This is a genomic window from Acinetobacter sp. NRRL B-65365 (assembly GCF_001605865.1).
Taxonomy (GTDB): Bacteria; Pseudomonadota; Gammaproteobacteria; order Pseudomonadales; family Moraxellaceae; genus Acinetobacter; species Acinetobacter vivianii.
In genome coordinates this window covers 118,128-136,465 of sequence record NZ_LRPD01000007.1, presented here as the reverse complement: position 1 = coordinate 136,465, position 18,338 = coordinate 118,128, and the positions used below count along the sequence as shown (strand labels likewise).

The window sequence follows — 18,338 nt, the reverse complement described above, 5'->3', positions numbered from 1 at the left end:
TCACCTACTTATTTTTTGCTAACTGCAGCATCTGCATCTGGTTTAAAGGTTGCAATCGCTTTATTAATATCGCCACCGTTACGTTGAACAGTTGCAGCGAACTGGTTACGGAACTGTAAGCCCAAGTCGATACCAGACACGTTAATGTTACGTACTTTCCACTGGTCACCCTTGTCCGTTAACTGGAACGACACAGGGATTTTCTCGCCATTGTGCAAGAAGTCCAAAGTCACAACAGGTGTTTTGCTGTTGGTCGATTTAAACGGGCGCATGGTATAGCTTTCATTGGTATATTTTGCGAAAGCACCGCCATAGTTCTCGATAATCACTTCACGGAAGTTCTTCTCGAACTGTGCACGTTGTGCAGCATTGGTATATTGGTTATTCGCATAAGTACCCAACACAATACGCGTAAACGCTTGAGAATCCACATACGGGTCAAGGTTTTGACGAATAATGCTTTTCACCAATGTCGGATTATTTTGCAACTTGGCATGATCCGCTTTTAGACGCGTAATTAAGCCATCAGCCACACGTTTAACAAAATCAGGTGGGGTTTCTGTTGGTGCTGCAAATGCCGCACTTGCAAGCATTGTCGATAATACGCTTGCGGTTAGCGTTTGTTTCAATAATGTATTCACTTCAATCTCCTAACCTGAATTACTCAACAAAAGAAGGTTCTGCTTCAGCAGCTGGCTGTGAAGCTTGGCTCTCTGTCGCTGTTGAGCTTGATGTGGCTTTACCAGCACCACCAGTAATAAACTTACTGATCAAATCTTCTAAATCCATTGTGCCTTGGGTATTTGAAACCACGTCACCACGTTTAAGGTAATTCACACCGCCACCTGGGACAACTTTCAAATATTTCTCACCCAATAGACCATTGGTTGCTACCATTATATAAGCATCTTCATCGAGTGTGGTGATGGAGGTCATGTTACTGGTAAGTTGCTGTTCCATTTCTTTTTGTTTCGCAGCATCAGCTTGCTCATAGTCAGAACTATAGTGCAGCTCTTCCAGTGCATTCTTCTGCACCTCTTTAAGTTGTTCTGGGTTAAAGCTGGTGAGCTTACCATCCAGATCAAACTTGACTGTCGCCAGACGAGAAACAGGATCAAGCGTAATCGATTCAACACGACCGATGGTCACACCACTCATGGTCACTTTGGCACGTGGCTTTAAACCATTTACGTTGTCAAACTGTGCTGTCATGCTGTAGCTATCACGTAGATTAGTACCTACCAACCCACTCACTTTCATCGCAAGAAAAAATAGAGCGACACCGAAGATAATGACAAAAATACCTACGGCCAGCTCACTAGTACGTGATTTCATTAAATCCCTCCGAACATGACCGCAGTCAACACGAAATCAAAACCTAATACACAAAGTGAAGAATATACGACCGTTCTGGTCATTGAAGTCGCGATACCTTCTGGGGTTGGTTCACAAGCATAACCCTGATACACCGCCACCCATGTACAAATTAAAGCAAAGACAATGCTTTTGATAATGGTGCCATTAAAAATGTCATGCCAGAACTGTACGCTACTTTGCATACCACTCCAGAATGAACCTTCATCAGCACCTAAAAAATCAACACCAACCAGCTTGCCGCCAATAATACCAATCGTTGCAAAGATCACCGTAAGCATCGGTAAACTCACAATACCCGCCCATAGACGAGGAGCAACAATCTGACGCAGTGGATCAACCCCAATCATTTCCATGCTGGCAAGTTGTTCACTTTGTTTCATGGAACCAATTTCAGCAGTCAAAGCTGAACCTGCACGTCCTGCAAATAATAATGCAGCGACAACAGAAGCAAGTTCGCGTAGCAACGTCAGTGAAATTGCAGTACCTAGCATTGCTTCACTGCCAAAAGTCACCAGAATGCTATACATCTGCAAACCCAGCACGGCACCAATGAATAAGCCTGAAACAGCAATAATCAGCAGGGACATCACCCCGACACGATACATCTGATAAACAAAGCGCTGAAAACCACCTTTTGATGGCATGGAAAATAAAACTTGCAGGAGCATCAGCGCGGCAGCACCGATTCCTTTTATTCGCTCAATAACGAGTCTACCTAGCCAGGCAATCGCATTCATGGACGAACCTCGTTATCTAAATATGCTTGATGAGTAAATTGATATTCCACAGGCCCCTCAGCTGAACCTGTTAAAAACTGACGGACAAAAGGTGAAGCATGATTTTTTAATTCTTCTGGAGAACCTTCACCCTGAATCTTACCTTCTGCGACCACATAAATATAATCTGCAATCGACAAGGTTTCAGCCACGTCATGCGACACAATAATAGTCGTTAGATCCAAAGCATCTCGTAGCGAACGAATGAGACGGGTTAATACACCCATTACAATCGGATCTTGTCCAGCAAATGGTTCATCATACATGATCAGCTCAGGATCCAGTGCAATTGCACGCGCCAAAGCAACACGACGGTTCATACCGCCTGAAAGCTCGGTTGGCATTAACTGCTCAGCACCACGTAATCCGACTGATTCCAGTTTTAAAGCTACCAGCTCTGCAATAATATGTTCTGGCAATTTGGTATGTGCGCGGATTGGGAATGCCACATTTTCATAAACCGACATGTCTGTGAATAATGCACCACTCTGGAATAACATTCCCATACGTGCGCGTGCAGCGAATAATTCATGTCGTGACATTGCCGCAATATTTTTGCCATCCAGCAACACCTCGCCATGATCTGGGCTCAACTGCCCACCAATCAAACGCAACAAGGTGGTTTTACCTGTGCCAGATGGTCCCATAATTGCAGTAATTTGACCAAGTCGAATTTTGAGACTGATATCGTCATAAATGACGCGTTCTCCTCGATTAAAGCTTAAGTTTTTAACTTCAATTAAGGCTTCTGCATCGAGAGGAGATTTGTTATTCATAATGGCATTCATTCCTGCACTTTTTATGCACGCATACTATACACTGAAACATTAAACGCTTGTTTCCATTTTGATAAGGGATGTATCAAGAGTATTTAATTTATGTAGTTATTCTTGGGAATAATCTGGCTGGTTGTATGATGAGAATTAACATTAAATGACTCAGCGTTAATCGTATCAAATAACGCATAAGCAAAAAATAAACCGTTACAGAGCATTAAAATGACGAATAGGCATGGCAGCCCTTCACTACACATGAAAGACCAAGCTTGACTCAAAAGGCTTTTATTTTGCTTAACCTTATTCATTTCTTATATAAAATTTGAATTAGTACACATTTTTATAATTTTACATGACTAAACCGAAATAAAAAAGCCAGTTTTTCAACTGGCTTCTTCATTCTATCGGTTTTTAACGATTAAAAATCGTTTTTGCGACGACGGTCGCCACCGAAAGTTTCTTCACGTGAACCGCGTACTGGACGCTCATCGTTACCAAACTTACGCTTTGGACGGTCATCACCACCGAAGCTGCGTTTTGGACGGTCATCACCGAAGCTACGCTTTGGACGATCACCGAAACCGCCTTCACGTTGTGGACGATCACCGAAATCACGTTTTGGACGGTCACCGAAGCTACCTTCACGACGTGGCTTATAGTCTACACGGTTACCACGGTTGTCATCATTCGAGTCAAAACGCGGTTTATCGTTGAAGCCACCTTCACGGCGTGGGCGATCAGAATTGAACTCGCGACGTGGACGGTCTTCACCACCAAAACTACGTTTTGGACGATCATCGAAACCGCCTTCACGACGTGGACGATCTGAATTAAATTCGCGACGTGGACGGTCTTCAAAACCACCTTCACGGCGTGGACGATCTGAATTGAACTCGCGACGTGGACGGTCAGAGTTGAATTCACGACGTGGACGATCTTCGCCACCAAAAGATGGACGCTCACCACGTGGTTTGTCATCGAAGCTACGACGTGGACGATCATCACCGCCTTCACGACGTTTGAAGTTACCTTCACCTTCAAAACGACGACCACCGCCAAAACCACCACGACCACGACCGCCGCCATCACGACCACCGCGACCACGACCACCGCCATCACGACCTGAACGTGCAGGAGGTGGAGATGGCTCTAAACCTTCGATTTCAGATACATTTAAACGTGCATCTAAATAATCTTCTAAAGCACGGATTTTGCCACGCTCACGGTAAGTTGCCAAAGTCACAGCTTGACCTGTACGACCCGCACGACCTGTACGGCCAATACGGTGTACATAGTCTTCATTTTTCATCGGTAAACCGAAGTTAATTACGTGAGAAATGGTTGGTACGTCTAAACCACGCGCCGCAACATCAGTTGCAACCAGAATTTTTGCACGACCTTCACGGATGCTACGTAAACGACGGTTACGAACGGTTTGTGGCATCGCACCATGCAATGCAACAACAGAGTGACCCGCTTCAGCTAATTCTTCAGCAAGCATATCTGTATCTTCTTGCGTGCTTGCGAATACAACAGCTTGATCTACAGACTCATCAGATAACCAGTGAGTTAATAATTTTTTCTTGTGTTCAAAGCCATCAGTCCAATGTAATGTTTGAGTTACATCAGTGTTAGTGCTGTGACCAGTTTCAATTGCAATACGTTGCGGATCATTCATCATGCGTTCAGCAAGACGGATAATACGATCAGCAAAAGTTGCAGAGAACATTAATGTTTGATTACGGTTTGCAGCTAATTCACCAATTGCTTCCAAGTCTTCAGAGAAGCCAAGATCAAGCATACGGTCAGCTTCATCAACAATTAATGATTCAACTTTATCAAGTTTAATTTGACGACGGTTTACAAGGTCAAGTAAACGACCAGGAGTCGCAACGACAACTTGTGCACCTTTAAGCTGTTGAATTTGCTTACCGAAAGGCATACCACCCATAATTGCAGCAATACGAACACCTTTCATGTGACGTACAAATGCAATCGCGTCTTGGCTTACCTGTTGAGCCAATTCACGCGTAGGAGAAATAACTAAAATCGTTGGCTGAGTGACTGCTTTCATGCGCTCTTTAAATGGCACAAAAGTATCTTCACCCGCTAAAGCGTTTAATGTAGGAAGTAAAAATGCTGCTGTTTTACCAGAACCAGTCTGGCTTGAAACTAATAAATCTTTACCTTCTAATGCAGCTGGAATCGCTTGTTCTTGCACAGGAGTTGGTGTCGTAAAACCTAAACCTTCTAGGGCTTGTTGTAAGGTTTCGTGCAAAGAAAATTCGGCAAAAGTTTTGCTCATAGAGAGTTTCACCCTTGTGGGTGCTCCATTTTAATAAATACAAAAAATAGACATCGGCAACAAGCGGCAAAGCGACTCAAGCTGAAAATATATGAAATTCAGCGGCGATCCGAATAACGACGATGTGGACTAAACGCACGCTTGATTACTGCCTCAACCTGAAGAATCGCTAAGCGATTTGGGCGCAAGATGTGGTCCTCTCTATGGACAGCGTGCGCTAATATGAATAGAACTGAATGTTCAGGTAATGAACTGGAATTTAAGTGCGTGGGCGGATTATAGCAGAATAATTTTAAAAGTCACCTTTTTTAATTGGTTTTTCTATTACATCACATTTATTATCAGGACTTTCAGCTTCGAACCGCTCTAAAATCAAACAGCAGATTAAAAGATATACAGCGAAATATCAGCAAGTTAAAAATAATAAAAAGTGCTTTTTTTTATGAAGCTCGCGCAATTACAAACAGAAAAATAATATTTATTTTTACAAAAACTGAGAGGAGTATGCCAATTTAACGGAGCTTACATCCTAGCCCTACCCACATAAGGCACCTGTGCTGTTCATTCAACATGGCATTTTAAATCCACATAAAGATTAAAGTGTGAATAAGCTTTAAATTTCTCTTTTTCTATCTCATTATTTAAATAAATTATTATTTCCTCATCGACCTCAAAGCAATCAAATAGATCAGAATTTCGTTTCCTTATTTTCTAAACGCATAAAAAAACCCTCAACATATTGAGGGTTTTTTCTATATTTACAAATTATTTCGCAGCTTCGCCCCAAGCTGGAACAACGTTTTGCATCAATGGTTTTAGCATCTTAAGTGAACATGCAAGCACCTGACCATTGTCAAATGATTCATTACCACCGCGTGCATCAACAACAACACCGCCCGCTTCTTTCACGATTAATTCGCCCGCAGCGATATCCCACGGTTTTAAACCAAGCTCAAAGAAACCATCAAAACGACCCGCAGCAACATAGGCCAAGTCTAATGCAGCTGAGCCACCACGACGAATTTGCGCGCCAGATTTAGTCACTGCCAATAATGATGCAAAATGTTGTTCTGCATAAGAAACAATTTCACCATTACGCTTTGCACGGTACGGATGACCGACGGCAAGGAAAGTATTTTCAAGGTTTTCTTTTACATTGACACGGATACGGCGTTGGTTCATCACTGCACCACGACCGCGGCTTGCAGAGAATAGCTCATCACGTACTGGATCATAGATCACACCGTGTTGAGTCACACCTTTATGTTGAACTGCGATAGAAATACAGAAATGCGGGAAACCGTTGATAAAGTTTTGTGTACCGTCTAAAGGATCAATCACCCAGCACCAGTCTGCATCGTGACCTTTACCTTCTTGCATACCAAACTCTTCACCAAGGAAGCTGTGGTTTTTATAGCTTTTGCGAAGTGTATCAATTGTAAGTTGTTCCAAGTAACGATCAACACGTGTTACTGGACCATCAATGCCTTTTTCTTCAACTTGTAAATCGAGTTTATGACGATTTTGATGTGCCTTTAAAAGCTCTTGACCAACTGTTTGAGCCGCACGCGCAGCCATAACCACCATAGGTTCCATTGAACACCCACTACAAATTTGAAGATTTTGACAAAGAATAATGCATAAAAGCGCGTATATTCTAGCAAATATAAGCGCTTTTAGGGGAAAAATGTTGCGAAAAATTATTTTCGCGTTTACATCAACTTATAAGTTAGAACCAAGCTTGCTCAATTGAAGCTAAAATTCCCTGAGCATCCAAACCGCAATCCTGCAACATTTGCTGATGCGTGGCTTGATGTAAGAATGTATCCGGCAAACCGAGATTCAGGATTGGTTTTACAATTTTTGCTTGTGCCATGAATTCATTGACGGCACTGCCTGCTCCAGCCATTACGGCATGTTCTTCAACAGTGACAAACAGTTGTGTGCTTTCTGCCAAGTCACGAATCATTTTTTCGTCCAATGGCTTTACAAAACGCATATTCACAACACGCACGCCAATAGCATGCTGATGTGCAAACTGTTCTGCAGCTTCAACTGATGGCGCAACACGGCTACCAAAAGCCAGAATGCTGATGTGCTGTTCAGCATCAACATTAAATTCAGCAACGATTTCAGACTTGCCAATTTCCAAAGCTGTCATTTGCTGTTGAATTTCAACACCCGTACCCGCGCCACGCGGATAACGTACCGCGGTTGGTCCTTCGTAGAGGTAGGCGGTATGTAGCATCTGACGACATTCATTTTCGTCTTTCGGCGCCATAATAACCATGTTAGGCACCGTACGCATATAAGCATAATCGTATGCACCTGCATGCGTTGGGCCATCTTCACCCACTAAACCTGCACGATCGATACCAAAAGTGACATCCAGATTCTGCAAGGCAACATCGTGAATCAACTGATCGTAACCACGTTGCAAGAAAGTTGAATAAATCGCGACAACCGGTTTTAACCCTTCACATGCCATACCAGCGGCTAAAGTCACCGCATGTTGTTCAGCAATTGCGACATCAAAGAAACGCTCAGGGTATTGCTGTGCAAATTTCACCATACCCGAGCCTTCACACATCGCAGGTGTAATGGCGAGCAGACGTTCATCTTGAGCTGCTTCATCACATAGCCATTGCCCAAATACATCTGAGTATTTAGGAGGTGATTTTTTTACGGGTGCTGCTGCGGTTGGCGCAATTTTAGTAATCGCATGATAGGTAATCGGATCTGCTTCCGCTGGTGCGAAACCTTTACCTTTTTTAGTATAAATATGAACTAGACGTGGACCTTTACGTTTTTTAAGTGCATGGAAAACCTGTGCCAGTTGTTCCACATCATGTCCGTCAAATGGCCCGAAATAATCAAAACCAATTGCTTTAAATAAATTATCAGCGGCATCTGTCGCAGATTGATGCAAACGTGAATTATAGGTCCACTTTGGATGAGGTTGAACATAGGCTTCACCCTGTTCATTCACATTGATCAATTGCCCTGTTTCCCAAATGGCAGCCAGATGTTTGGCAAAACCACCCGTACTGCAAGAGATCGACATATCGTTATCATTTAAGACCACGATTAAGTCCGCATCATGCGCAACCGCATCATTCATGGCTTCAAATGCCATACCTGCCGTCATTGCACCATCACCCACGATTGCAACAACATCACATGGATCTTTTTGATAACGGCGAGCCAGTGCCATACCCAAACCTGCTGAAATGGCAGTTGAGGAATGGCCTACACCAAAGGTATCAAATTCAGATTCATCACGTGCAGGGAACGCAGCCAAACCATTTTTACTACGAATGGTAGCGATGCGATCACGACGACCTGTCAGCACTTTATGTGGATAAGCCTGATGGCCCACATCCCAAACCAAACGATCATCTGGCGTATTAAAGCTATAGTGCAAGGCCACAGTCAGTTCGACCACTCCTAAATTTGCACCAAAGTGTCCGCCACTCTGCCCAGCTGCATACAAAATATATTGACGTAACTCATCCGCCACTTGAACGAGTTGGCTTTGCTCGAGCTGACGTAATTGTTGTGGATGATCAATTCCATCTAACAATGGCGTAACAGGGCGTTGAGTTGGAATTTCGGTATACAACATAATGTGGCAAAGCCTTTTTAAGCCTGGCAAGTCCGAAGCTGGGTTAAATGGGGGCAATCATACAATTAAATATGATCTGCCTTCAATCAGCCACACGTGCGAATGATGTAGTGCTGAACATTCTTATGCAATTTTTAAAGAATGACCCGTAGATTATCCTGAATTATGTCACTGTTTATCAACCATTATTGTGTGCTTTGTATGAAAAAGAAAAACTTATATAAAAAATCAGAAATTCCAGTTCGCGCAATCTTCACACATTAAGCTATACTCAGACTGTTTTTATGATCATAGTGAGTTCTCTGTGCCGATTGAATTTATTGCAACATCAAAGCTGCCGACTGCCTTTGGTGACTTCAATATTTCCGTGTTTCAAGATCCAGAAACGGGTGAGGAACATGTGGCGCTTTCTAAAGGGTTAGAAACTGCTCCCAATAAGCCTGTACTTGTGCGTATTCATTCAGAATGCTTGACTGGTGATGCTTTCGCTTCACTTAAATGTGATTGCGGCCCACAGCTACAAGCCACCCAACGCCTGATTAATGATGCAGGCCAAGGCGTAATTTTATATTTGCGTCAAGAAGGGCGTGGTATTGGTTTAACCAATAAAATCCGTGCTTATGCCTTGCAAGATCAAGGTCATGATACCGTTGATGCGAACCTGTTATTGAACTTGCCTGCTGATGCGCGTCGCTACGATATGTGCAGCATCATGCTCGATCATCTTCAAGTTAAAGAAGTGAAACTGGTCACAAATAATCCACTTAAATTAAAAGCATTGACTGATCTGGGTATTAATGTGGTTGAACGTGTCCCACTGACTGTCGGTCGCAATCCATTTAATGAACAATATTTAAAGACCAAACGTGAACGTATGGATCATCTCTATAAAAAAGATGACTTCTGACTTTAGAGTCATTTTTTTGCTTAGATAAGAGAGTTTATCAAAATGAAATTATTAAATATTTTCTTGGTGATAGGTCTCCTGCTACTAAATGGCTGTACTCAGGCAAAAGAGAATAAAGAGAATCCATCAAATGCTGGAATTATCAATCAATTGCATCAATTCCAGCAACAAGATCATTTTTTAACTGATGGCTATCTATATTCTGGCGTTCAAGATCCTCAATTAAAAAAGTTATTGAACCAAAAAGTAGCCGAGACAGCTGAAGCGTATATCCAACTTTATCAGCACTCTGCTCAACCAAGTAAACAACAACGACTTAAAATACTTTCTGACGGTATCCATCAAATTAATCCCGATTCACTAGGTACCGATGATAGAGAGCAAGTTGCTGGTACCTTTGAACATTTTCTAGATATTACTGGCTTGGAAAGTTCTGAAGGTATTTTAAATACTTGGTTATATAATGAAGAAATTAATGATCTTATCGAAAAGAACCGCTCGAAAGATCAAAGTAAAAACCCAAATTAACTGAACACTACTTTTCATCCTGAATCATGCAAATTTCATATAGGTTTAAAAATCCCTTACTTTTTTTATGGATTTATGTTTTGATATCAGTAATTCCTAGATCTTATCAAGAGGATCATCATGCAGCATCCAACTTCAGCTGATATTCAACGTGTTCGCGAGTTTTTACTCGATCTACAGGCACGCATTTGTGCAGGACTAGAGCAACAGGAACGTGCAGGCGGTGGTACCGCTGAGTTTATCATTGATGATTGGCAACGAACCGAAGGCGGTGGTGGTCGCTCTCGTGTTTTGCAAAATGGTGAAGTGATTGAAAAAGGTGGGGTCATGTTCTCCCACATCAATATCAGTAAACTCCCCGCTTCAGCGACTGAACGTCATCCACAAATTGCGGGTGCAAAGGCACAAGCATTGGGCGTATCGTTGGTGATTCACCCGAAAAATCCAAATACCCCGACCTCTCATGCCAATGTCCGCCTATTTGTGGCTGAGCCTGAAGGACAGGATCCAGTGTGGTGGTTTGGTGGCGGTTTTGACTTAACCCCATTCTATCCAGATGATGAGGATGTGCTGAATTGGCATCAAAAAGCTCATGACCTGTGCCAGCCTTTTGGTGAACATGTTTATGCCGAACATAAACAATGGTGTGATGATTATTTCTATTTAAAACATCGTGATGAACAGCGTGGTGTAGGCGGTTTATTCTTTGATGATTTGAACCAGTGGGATTTCGAAACCTGTTTTAAATATATGCAGGCGGTCGGAAATGGTTATTTAGAAGCAATCTTGCCGATTTTTGAAAAGCATCGTGAGCAGCCTTATACCGAAGCTCAACGTGAGTTCCAGTTATATCGTCGTGGTCGTTATGTCGAATATAACTTGGTATATGACCGTGGTACATTGTTCGGCCTACAGACAGGTGGGCGCATTGAATCGATCTTGGTGAGCTTGCCGAATCTGGCGGGCTGGTCATATAGTCCTGAATGGGATGCAGATTCAGCTGAGAAACGTCTTACTGATTATTATTTAAAACCACGAGACTGGCTGGGTTTAAATAAATAAAAGAAATGATTCATCCCTGACATATAGTTCAGGGATGAAATCTTTTAGGGAATCTTAAAATAAAAATATTGCGGTATTGGGGATGGGGCGCTGGATTAGGTCTGATCTAAAATTTTGCATCAGTTCCCGACTCAATGGCTGCGGTGTATGTTTTAGCGTGAGCAATAATTGTAAGAACTGCCCATGCGTAAATATAGCTAAGTTTTGATGTACGTATTCCTGTGCCAATTGTCTTAATTTTTCATGAACACACTGCACTCGCACATATAAGTCAGCAAAAGATTCCGCATCATCGGCATCCCGATAGTCATAATCCATTCGCTTCCAATACGCATTAACCCATTGCTTGCGATCATCCAGATTGGTGTTAGCGCATTTCCTTTCCGAGAGATAACTAAACTCATGCAAGTTGTGATCGACTTCTGCTGTGATCTGATATTTGTGTAAAATCGGTTGTGCGGTTTGATAGGTTCTTTGGTATTTAGAAATAATGACGTGATCAATAGTTGGCAATGCTTCACAAAGTTGTTCTGCCTGCTGCTTACCCTGCTCGCTCAATGCAATTGCAGCATGCGATCTAGTTCGCCCATTGATATTGGCTTCACTCTGCGCATGCCGAATTAAATAAATACTCATCTTTAAAACTAGACCCAACATTTGCAACTCTAAAAATATCAAAGCATGTTCTTGTCCTGAAATCATGCCCTCTTTGAATGTTCAGGTGTAAATCAATATTGCAGCATCCCCCTCAACTTTATAAACTTTAACGACCTCATAAGAATGATTCCCTCATGACCAAACAATTTGCTGTAATTGGAAATCCGATTGAACAATCACGCTCACCAGAGTTACACCATGCATTCGCAGCAAAAACTGGGGTCGACTTAAACTATAAAAAAATTCTTGCGCCATTGGATGGTTTTGAAAATACAGCCAAAGCATTTTTTGCCCAGAATGGTGTGGGGATGAATGTCACCGTACCCTTTAAAGAACAAGCCTTTGCGTTATGTGATCAACTAACTGAACGTGCCAAGATTGCCAAAGCTGTGAATACGCTGTGGATGGAAGATGGCAAGCTCTATGGCGACAATACTGATGGTCAGGGTCTGGTTGCAGCAATTCAAGCACTAGGCTGGGAACTTAAAGATAGCCGTATTTTGATTTTAGGGGCTGGTGGTGCAACGCGTGGCGTGATCTATCCATTAGTACAAGCAGGCGCGAAGCAGATTGTGATCGCGAATCGTACCCTCGCCCGCGCGGAACAACTGGTTGAAGATTTAAAAGATGCTGTGCCACAAACTGAGCTTAAAGCGATTCGCCTAGAACAGCTTTCAGGTGAGTTTGATTTTGTGATTAATGCAACTTCAGCAAGTTTAACGGGAGATGCTTTACAGTTGCCTGAAAGCTTAATTTTCCATCATGCTTATGAAATGGCCTATGGCAAACCTTCCAGCTTTCTGGATCAAGCCCAACAACGCCAAGTGCCTGCTACGGATGGTTTTGGCATGTTAGTGGGTCAAGCAATTGAAGCGTTCTCTATCTGGAATGGGGTTAAACCTGAACTGAAAGATTTTTTATAATCGATTAAACATTAGATAGAAAAAGAGCCTGTATATTACAGGCTCTTTTTTGTGGTGAATTACTTAAGATGTAACATCTTCTGATAGACCTCTTTAAAGATGCCATAATCAATAAATTCATTATGTTCAATCTTTAAGGCTTTGATCGATTGCTCAGACAGTTTGTTTTTACGTGCATCGACATATACCTGCCCCAAGATATTTGCCGTTTGTTCGAGCCAGCGTTTTTCTTCACCTGACACACCGTTATCTTGTTCGAACTGGATTTGATATTGCTTGGCAAATAACTGCTGCGGCTGCTTATACTGCGCCTGTAGCTTTTTCCATGCCTGACGCTGTTGATCACCCTGCATTGCATCACTGACGATATGATGAACCGAACGTCCTAAACGATCATCAAACTGGTCTTCATATTCCAGATGATGTTTCTTTTGCAAAGCTTCAATCTTTTGCAGTGCTTTTCCTTCTGGATTATAAACATCTTCATCGGCATACCAATAAGCATATACACTGGCAATTTCCTGCAACTCTTGGCTTGAGTAACGCTGCACGATGTGTGGCGCACTTTCTGTCAATTTAGCAATAAACACTGCTTTATAAGTTGGCTCATAAGCACGTGTTGCATCATAACGCTGTTCCGCAATGACATTGAGCTGATCATCTAAAGATAGCGTATACGGCTCCGCTGAACGCTCCTGAATACCGGTCTGCCCCAACTTTTCAGAGAAGCTGTTCACTGCCTGCTCTAGCATTGAACCTTTGCTGGCTTCTGCCCATGTTTTCGCCTGTTTCAACTGAGCCTGATCAATCGGCGTACCTTTACCATAATTGGAAATCAGCATATCTGCCTTGACATTAAAGCGTGATTTCAACTCAGGCAGACCATAATTTAAATCATAGTCAATCTTCACAGCACGCCCTTTGGCATCCAATCCGACATCCATAATAAATGGGTTACGTTTATCAACAGGCGGTAAAGCTTTCTCAATGTCCGCCTGATGTTTAAGCCAAAGTGTTTTAAATGCCTGATCATCAACAAACTGGTTTTGATCGTAAACCGCAAATTCTTTTTCAACAGCTTGTAACTTCTGGATATAAGTCAAGAAACCTGGTTCAACGGGCTGATCCGAGAAGACGTCAATGCCATATACACTTTGACAATACTGTACGTCACCATAAGTCGTGTTTTTAGTGTTTTGCAATACCGAACATTGTTCTTCGCTTAAGCCAGTTTGCGCCTCAGCTTCTGAGGCATTTGCTTCTTCATCTGCTACCGCGTCCGCCTGCTGTGAGGCTTCTTCTGCGGCTGCTACAGCGTCATTCGCGGCTTGACTCGCATCTGCACTCTCATCAGCATAATCTTCTTCGACATCCTCAACTCCAAAGTGCTGATTCACAAGACGGTATAACTGTTGGCTAACTAAGTTTGCATCATCTGCCGAATCTTTTGCTTCCAGTAATGAGGCTTTAGATTTTGACTCCTCGGCATTGGCAACTTCATCTATAACCAGTTTTTCTAAATTCTGTGCGTTCAGATTTAAAACGCTTTGCATCAAATATTTTTCATTGACCTTGCTATATAAGTTCGCTTGTAAAATCAGTTCTTCAACCGAGGTTTTTAAACGAATTTTTTCTACGACTCCAGCCGCCTGATCCGCAGAAGAAATAGATAAGGCCTGAATATTATTTTGATCCGCAAGACGATAGTAAACCGCGCTCGACGCTTTAACATATTCAGCAAATTTCTTGTAATCCACTTGCTTGAAAGCATCCTGATATTTTGAAAAATCCAGATAGGCCAGATTGTTCTGGTTTTCTTTATTGACCAGATAAGGCATCAAGGCAAAGTAGTTGATATAGAATTTATAATTATTCAGATCCAGCACCATCGGCACTTTGGCTTGTACCAGCAGCGTCGGCTTTTCATAACGCGCGGTCAGGTTAAATGATCCCATTTTCTGGCGATAATGCACTGAACCATCATATTCAAACTGCATTTCATTCAGAATATTGGTCATGACCTGAGTAAATTTGTCAGCCTTGGAACGACCAGAGCTTTTCTGTTCTTGCGCCAGTGCCGTATACAAGGCCTGCTTCTGTTTATTGTTTAAATTGACCTTCTGCTCTCGTAAGTATTGGTCAACTTTTTGCTTAAGCGCTGGATCTAAAGATGCAGGTTCAGCTTTTGCATTATTTTTACTGGGCTCCTGATCCACATGAATATTGAATTTCCCACGATAATCATAGCTTGGATATTCATAGATGGCATTGAGGCTATTGACCGCCTTCTGCTCAAGGTTCGCCGAAGCTGGATTGGTTTTAATGACATGTTGAGAACATGCAGAAAGACTGAGACCCATTAAACATAAAGTTAAATATTTTAGACGCATAGCTTTACCAAACACCTTTATATCATTATATTTTCAAGTATAGAATTAAGTATTTTTCACGTTTAATATTAGTTTAGACACCAACAGAAAAGTGATTTTTCCATCTCCATCGAATCTAGATGATTCGCTTTTCTGACATTCTTTTCCCCAGTGATTATCAATGTATTTTTATCACCATTGTGAATAATCAAAGTATCGAAACAGATAATCCAAAATGATTCAAATACAGGATTAAGATTATGCCAGCTTATAAAGCCCCGCTCCGTGATATTCGTTTCTTAATGAACGAAATGTTAGATTATCCAGCACATTACCAAACTTTGACAAGTGGTCAAAATGCGGATGCTGATACGGTTGATATGATTCTTGAAGGTGCGGCAGATTATTGCGAAAACGTACTTTCTCCGCTTAACCAGTCAGGTGATGAAGAAGGCTGTACGTTCAACAATGGTGAAGTGACAACACCTAAAGGCTTTAAAGAAGCGTATGACCAGTTTGTGATGGGTGGCTGGCAAGGTCTTTCTTATCCAGAAGAATTTGGTGGCCAAGGCTTGCCAATGTCTTTAAACCTGATCAAATCTGAAATGATGGGGACTGCCAACTGGTCTTTCACCATGTATCCAGGTTTAAGTACAGGTTGTATGAACACCATCATGCAGTTTGGTACAGACGAGCAAAAAAATACTTATATGCCTAAACTGGTTGAAGGCACTTGGTCAGGCACAATGTGCTTAACTGAGCCTCAATGTGGTACAGATTTAGGTCAGGTAAAAACCAAAGCAGAACCAAATGAAGATGGTACCTATAAAATTTCTGGTACTAAAATCTTCATCTCTGCGGGTGAACATGATTTAACAGAAAATATTATTCATATCGTATTGGCTCGCCTTCCAGATGCGCCTGCTGGTACACGTGGTATCTCTCTATTCATCGTGCCTAAATTCATCCCGACTGCGGATGGTGGCGTGGGCGAGCGTAATGCAGTTTCTTGTGGTTCTATCGAACACAAGATGGGTATCAAGGCTTCTGCAACTGCCGTGCTTAACTTTGACAATGCAACAGGCTACTTGATCGGTGAGATCAACAAAGGTTTACATGCAATGTTTACCTTTATGAACACGGCTCGTATCGGTACCGCAGTTCAAGGTATTGCACACGCTGAACTGTCTTTCCAAGGTGCTTTACCGTATGCCAAAGACCGTATGTCAATGCGTGCCCTTTCTGGTAAGAAAGAACCTGAACGTGTAGGTGATGCGATTATTCACCATGCTGATGTTCGTCGTATGTTATTGACGCAAAAAGCGATTGCTGAAGGTGGTCGTTCAATGATCTACCATGCAGCAAAACTTGCAGACAAAATGACAGATGCATTGGTCAGTGGCGATCAGGCAGCTTATGAAGCTTATGACGACAAACTTGGTTTCTATACGCCGATCTTAAAAGGTTTCTTGACTGAGCTTGGTTTAGAAGCAGCCAACCACGGTATGCAAGTGTATGGCGGTCATGGCTATATCCGTGAATGGGGTATGGAACAAATCGCACGTGATGCCCGTATCTCAACGTTATATGAAGGGACAACAGGCATTCAGGCACTCGACTTGATTGGTCGTAAAGTGCTCTTAAGCTCGAAAGGTAAAGTGGTTCGTGATTACACGGCTGAAATCTTGAAGTTCTGTGCAGCACACGCACGTAATAAATACTTACGTCGTTTCGCATGGGATTTAACCAAGCTTTGCGCGCAATGGAACACATTAACAGTTCGTATCATGCTTGCTGCACGTAAAGACCGTGACATCGTTTCTTCAGCTTCGGTTGATTTCTTGATGTTCTCTGGTTATGTGATGATGGCTTACTTCTGGGCACAACAAGCAGTTATTGCCTCTGAAAAATTAGAAGCAGGCAACGGTATCGAAACACCTGAATTCTATAAAGCAAAAATCAAGGTTGCTGATTTCTACTTCGACCGTTTATTACCACGCGCTCAAGGCCATGCCGAGTCAATGGTAACAACATCTCGTACCTTGACTTCACTTGCACCTGAACACTTCAGCTTCGATTACTAATCAAGGCTGTAAAAAAAGAGCGCTTTATGCGCTCTTTTTTTGTTTTGCAAAAGATGGGCGTTTATTCCACTCTTTTGAAAACATAAGCCTGTTGGGGAAAAGGATATTCTTTAAAGAACTTACGGTTATTGCCGTTCCCTTCATTCCACATCTTTTCCAGATTAAAAACCAGATCCTGATTTTGATTAATCTGATAATAAAGACTTAAATCTGCCGCATCACAACGCACCATAATTTCATTCAGTTCTTTATGGACGTGCCAGTGCACCTGCTTACAGGTTTGCTCAATCTTGGCAACACTACGTGTTGGATCGGAACCGAGACGCCCAAAGCTGGTATTGGTCCAGTACACAGAACCATCACTTAATAAATTCAGAATATATTCAGCTTCTTTTTCATTATTTACACAGCCAGCAAAAGGATCTGTACAGGGAATGCGGGCATGATAACGACCGACATAAATCAGATCGGCTTCTGAAGGCTGACTATGGTTCTGTTGACGTACCACTGGGTGTGGCAAAGTTGCTTGTCCAGCAACCTGATTGAGCGACATCGCTTCTGTATCAGAAGAAGCGTGCTCTTGTTCATCTGCGAGGACATGGCTCGCCTCACGATCCGATTGCGTCTGGGGTTGTTGTCTTACAGGTTCTGGATGACGGCCATCACAAGCAATCAAACCTAAACTCAATAAGACTCCTACACTAACATGCTGTAAGAATAACCTGAACTGCATATCTATAAATCTCTAACATCAACATCGCTATCGCGTACTTTTCACTACATTCCCTAAAATTTTGCACAATAAAATATAGGGTTCAATTGAGTGCTCGTCGATTGCCTAGAAAGGTAAGCAAAACGGTCGCAACAAGATGGAAATAGCAAATTAAAAAGCAGTGTGCTTTAAGTCGGTGCATTTTAGGCGATACTGTTGTTTTTTCCAGCAACCATT

15 protein-coding genes are annotated in these 18,338 nt (G+C 42.3%); 5 read left to right on the top strand and 10 right to left on the bottom strand.

The window, feature by feature from the left end:
* Window positions 1-8 precede the first annotated feature (8 nt).
* The 7 genes from AWW72_RS05035 to dxs all read right to left on the bottom strand — a co-directional run bounded on the left by AWW72_RS05035 (window position 9) and on the right by dxs (window position 8,859).
* Window positions 9-641, bottom strand: coding sequence for an MlaC/ttg2D family ABC transporter substrate-binding protein (locus AWW72_RS05035; protein WP_004775917.1), 633 nt, complete (start codon window positions 639-641; stop codon window positions 9-11).
* Between the two features lie 19 nt (window positions 642-660).
* Window positions 661-1,335: an outer membrane lipid asymmetry maintenance protein MlaD gene (mlaD, locus tag AWW72_RS05030; RefSeq protein WP_047430477.1), complete on the bottom strand. Its 675-nt coding sequence runs from the start codon at window positions 1,333-1,335 to the stop codon at window positions 661-663.
* Window positions 1,335-2,114, bottom strand: a complete 780-nt coding sequence (mlaE, locus tag AWW72_RS05025) for a lipid asymmetry maintenance ABC transporter permease subunit MlaE (protein ID WP_004775919.1) — start codon at window positions 2,112-2,114, stop codon at window positions 1,335-1,337. Before mlaE ends, mlaD begins: the two co-directional genes overlap by 1 nt.
* Complete coding sequence (locus tag AWW72_RS05020; RefSeq protein ID WP_062846656.1) at window positions 2,111-2,929, bottom strand: ABC transporter ATP-binding protein; 819 nt, start codon at window positions 2,927-2,929, stop codon at window positions 2,111-2,113. The genes mlaE and AWW72_RS05020 overlap by 4 nt, the downstream gene beginning before the upstream one ends.
* Window positions 2,930-3,347: 418 nt before the next feature.
* Window positions 3,348-5,234, bottom strand: coding sequence for a DEAD/DEAH box helicase (locus AWW72_RS05015; protein ID WP_005259847.1), 1,887 nt, complete (start codon window positions 5,232-5,234; stop codon window positions 3,348-3,350).
* Window positions 5,235-5,999: 765 nt separating this feature from the next.
* Entirely contained in the window at window positions 6,000-6,830 is an 831-nt protein-coding gene (locus AWW72_RS05010) for an inositol monophosphatase family protein (RefSeq protein ID WP_004775922.1), read from the bottom strand.
* A gap of 133 nt (window positions 6,831-6,963) precedes the next feature.
* Window positions 6,964-8,859 (bottom strand): 1-deoxy-D-xylulose-5-phosphate synthase, encoded by a 1,896-nt coding sequence (gene dxs / locus AWW72_RS05005; protein WP_062846615.1) that lies wholly within the window; start codon window positions 8,857-8,859, stop codon window positions 6,964-6,966.
* 304 nt (window positions 8,860-9,163) lie between these two features.
* On the opposite strand from dxs, the gene ribA reads away from it, so the two are divergent.
* The 3 genes from ribA (at window position 9,164) to hemF (ending at window position 11,356) form a co-directional block, all read left to right on the top strand.
* The gene (gene ribA / locus AWW72_RS05000; RefSeq protein ID WP_004775924.1) at window positions 9,164-9,766 is read left to right on the top strand and encodes a GTP cyclohydrolase II; all 603 of its coding nucleotides are present in this window, start codon (window positions 9,164-9,166) and stop codon (window positions 9,764-9,766) included.
* Between the two features lie 42 nt (window positions 9,767-9,808).
* The gene (locus AWW72_RS04995) at window positions 9,809-10,294 is read left to right on the top strand and encodes a DUF4844 domain-containing protein (protein WP_062846614.1); all 486 of its coding nucleotides are present in this window, start codon (window positions 9,809-9,811) and stop codon (window positions 10,292-10,294) included.
* Between the two features lie 120 nt (window positions 10,295-10,414).
* Complete coding sequence (hemF, locus tag AWW72_RS04990; protein ID WP_062846613.1) at window positions 10,415-11,356, top strand: oxygen-dependent coproporphyrinogen oxidase; 942 nt, start codon at window positions 10,415-10,417, stop codon at window positions 11,354-11,356.
* Window positions 11,357-11,410: 54 nt separating this feature from the next.
* Here hemF and AWW72_RS04985 read toward each other — a convergent pair whose 3' ends face one another.
* Complete coding sequence (locus AWW72_RS04985; protein ID WP_062846655.1) at window positions 11,411-11,992, bottom strand: histidine phosphatase family protein; 582 nt, start codon at window positions 11,990-11,992, stop codon at window positions 11,411-11,413.
* Between the two features lie 155 nt (window positions 11,993-12,147).
* Here AWW72_RS04985 and aroE point away from each other — a divergent pair, with 155 nt between their 5' ends.
* Window positions 12,148-12,936: a shikimate dehydrogenase gene (gene aroE, locus AWW72_RS04980; protein ID WP_005259856.1), complete on the top strand. Its 789-nt coding sequence runs from the start codon at window positions 12,148-12,150 to the stop codon at window positions 12,934-12,936.
* Between the two features lie 59 nt (window positions 12,937-12,995).
* On the opposite strand, the gene AWW72_RS04975 is transcribed toward aroE, so the two are convergent.
* Window positions 12,996-15,326 (bottom strand): hypothetical protein, encoded by a 2,331-nt coding sequence (locus AWW72_RS04975; protein ID WP_062846612.1) that lies wholly within the window; start codon window positions 15,324-15,326, stop codon window positions 12,996-12,998.
* 239 nt (window positions 15,327-15,565) lie between these two features.
* Here AWW72_RS04975 and AWW72_RS04970 point away from each other — a divergent pair, with 239 nt between their 5' ends.
* Window positions 15,566-17,389 carry an acyl-CoA dehydrogenase C-terminal domain-containing protein gene (locus AWW72_RS04970; protein ID WP_004775931.1) on the top strand — a complete coding sequence of 608 codons (1,824 nt, stop codon included), beginning with the start codon at window positions 15,566-15,568 and terminating at the stop codon, window positions 17,387-17,389.
* Between the two features lie 61 nt (window positions 17,390-17,450).
* Here AWW72_RS04970 and AWW72_RS04965 read toward each other — a convergent pair whose 3' ends face one another.
* Window positions 17,451-18,122 carry a hypothetical protein gene (locus tag AWW72_RS04965; protein ID WP_004775932.1) on the bottom strand — a complete coding sequence of 224 codons (672 nt, stop codon included), beginning with the start codon at window positions 18,120-18,122 and terminating at the stop codon, window positions 17,451-17,453.
* Between the last annotated feature and the right edge of the window lie 216 nt (window positions 18,123-18,338).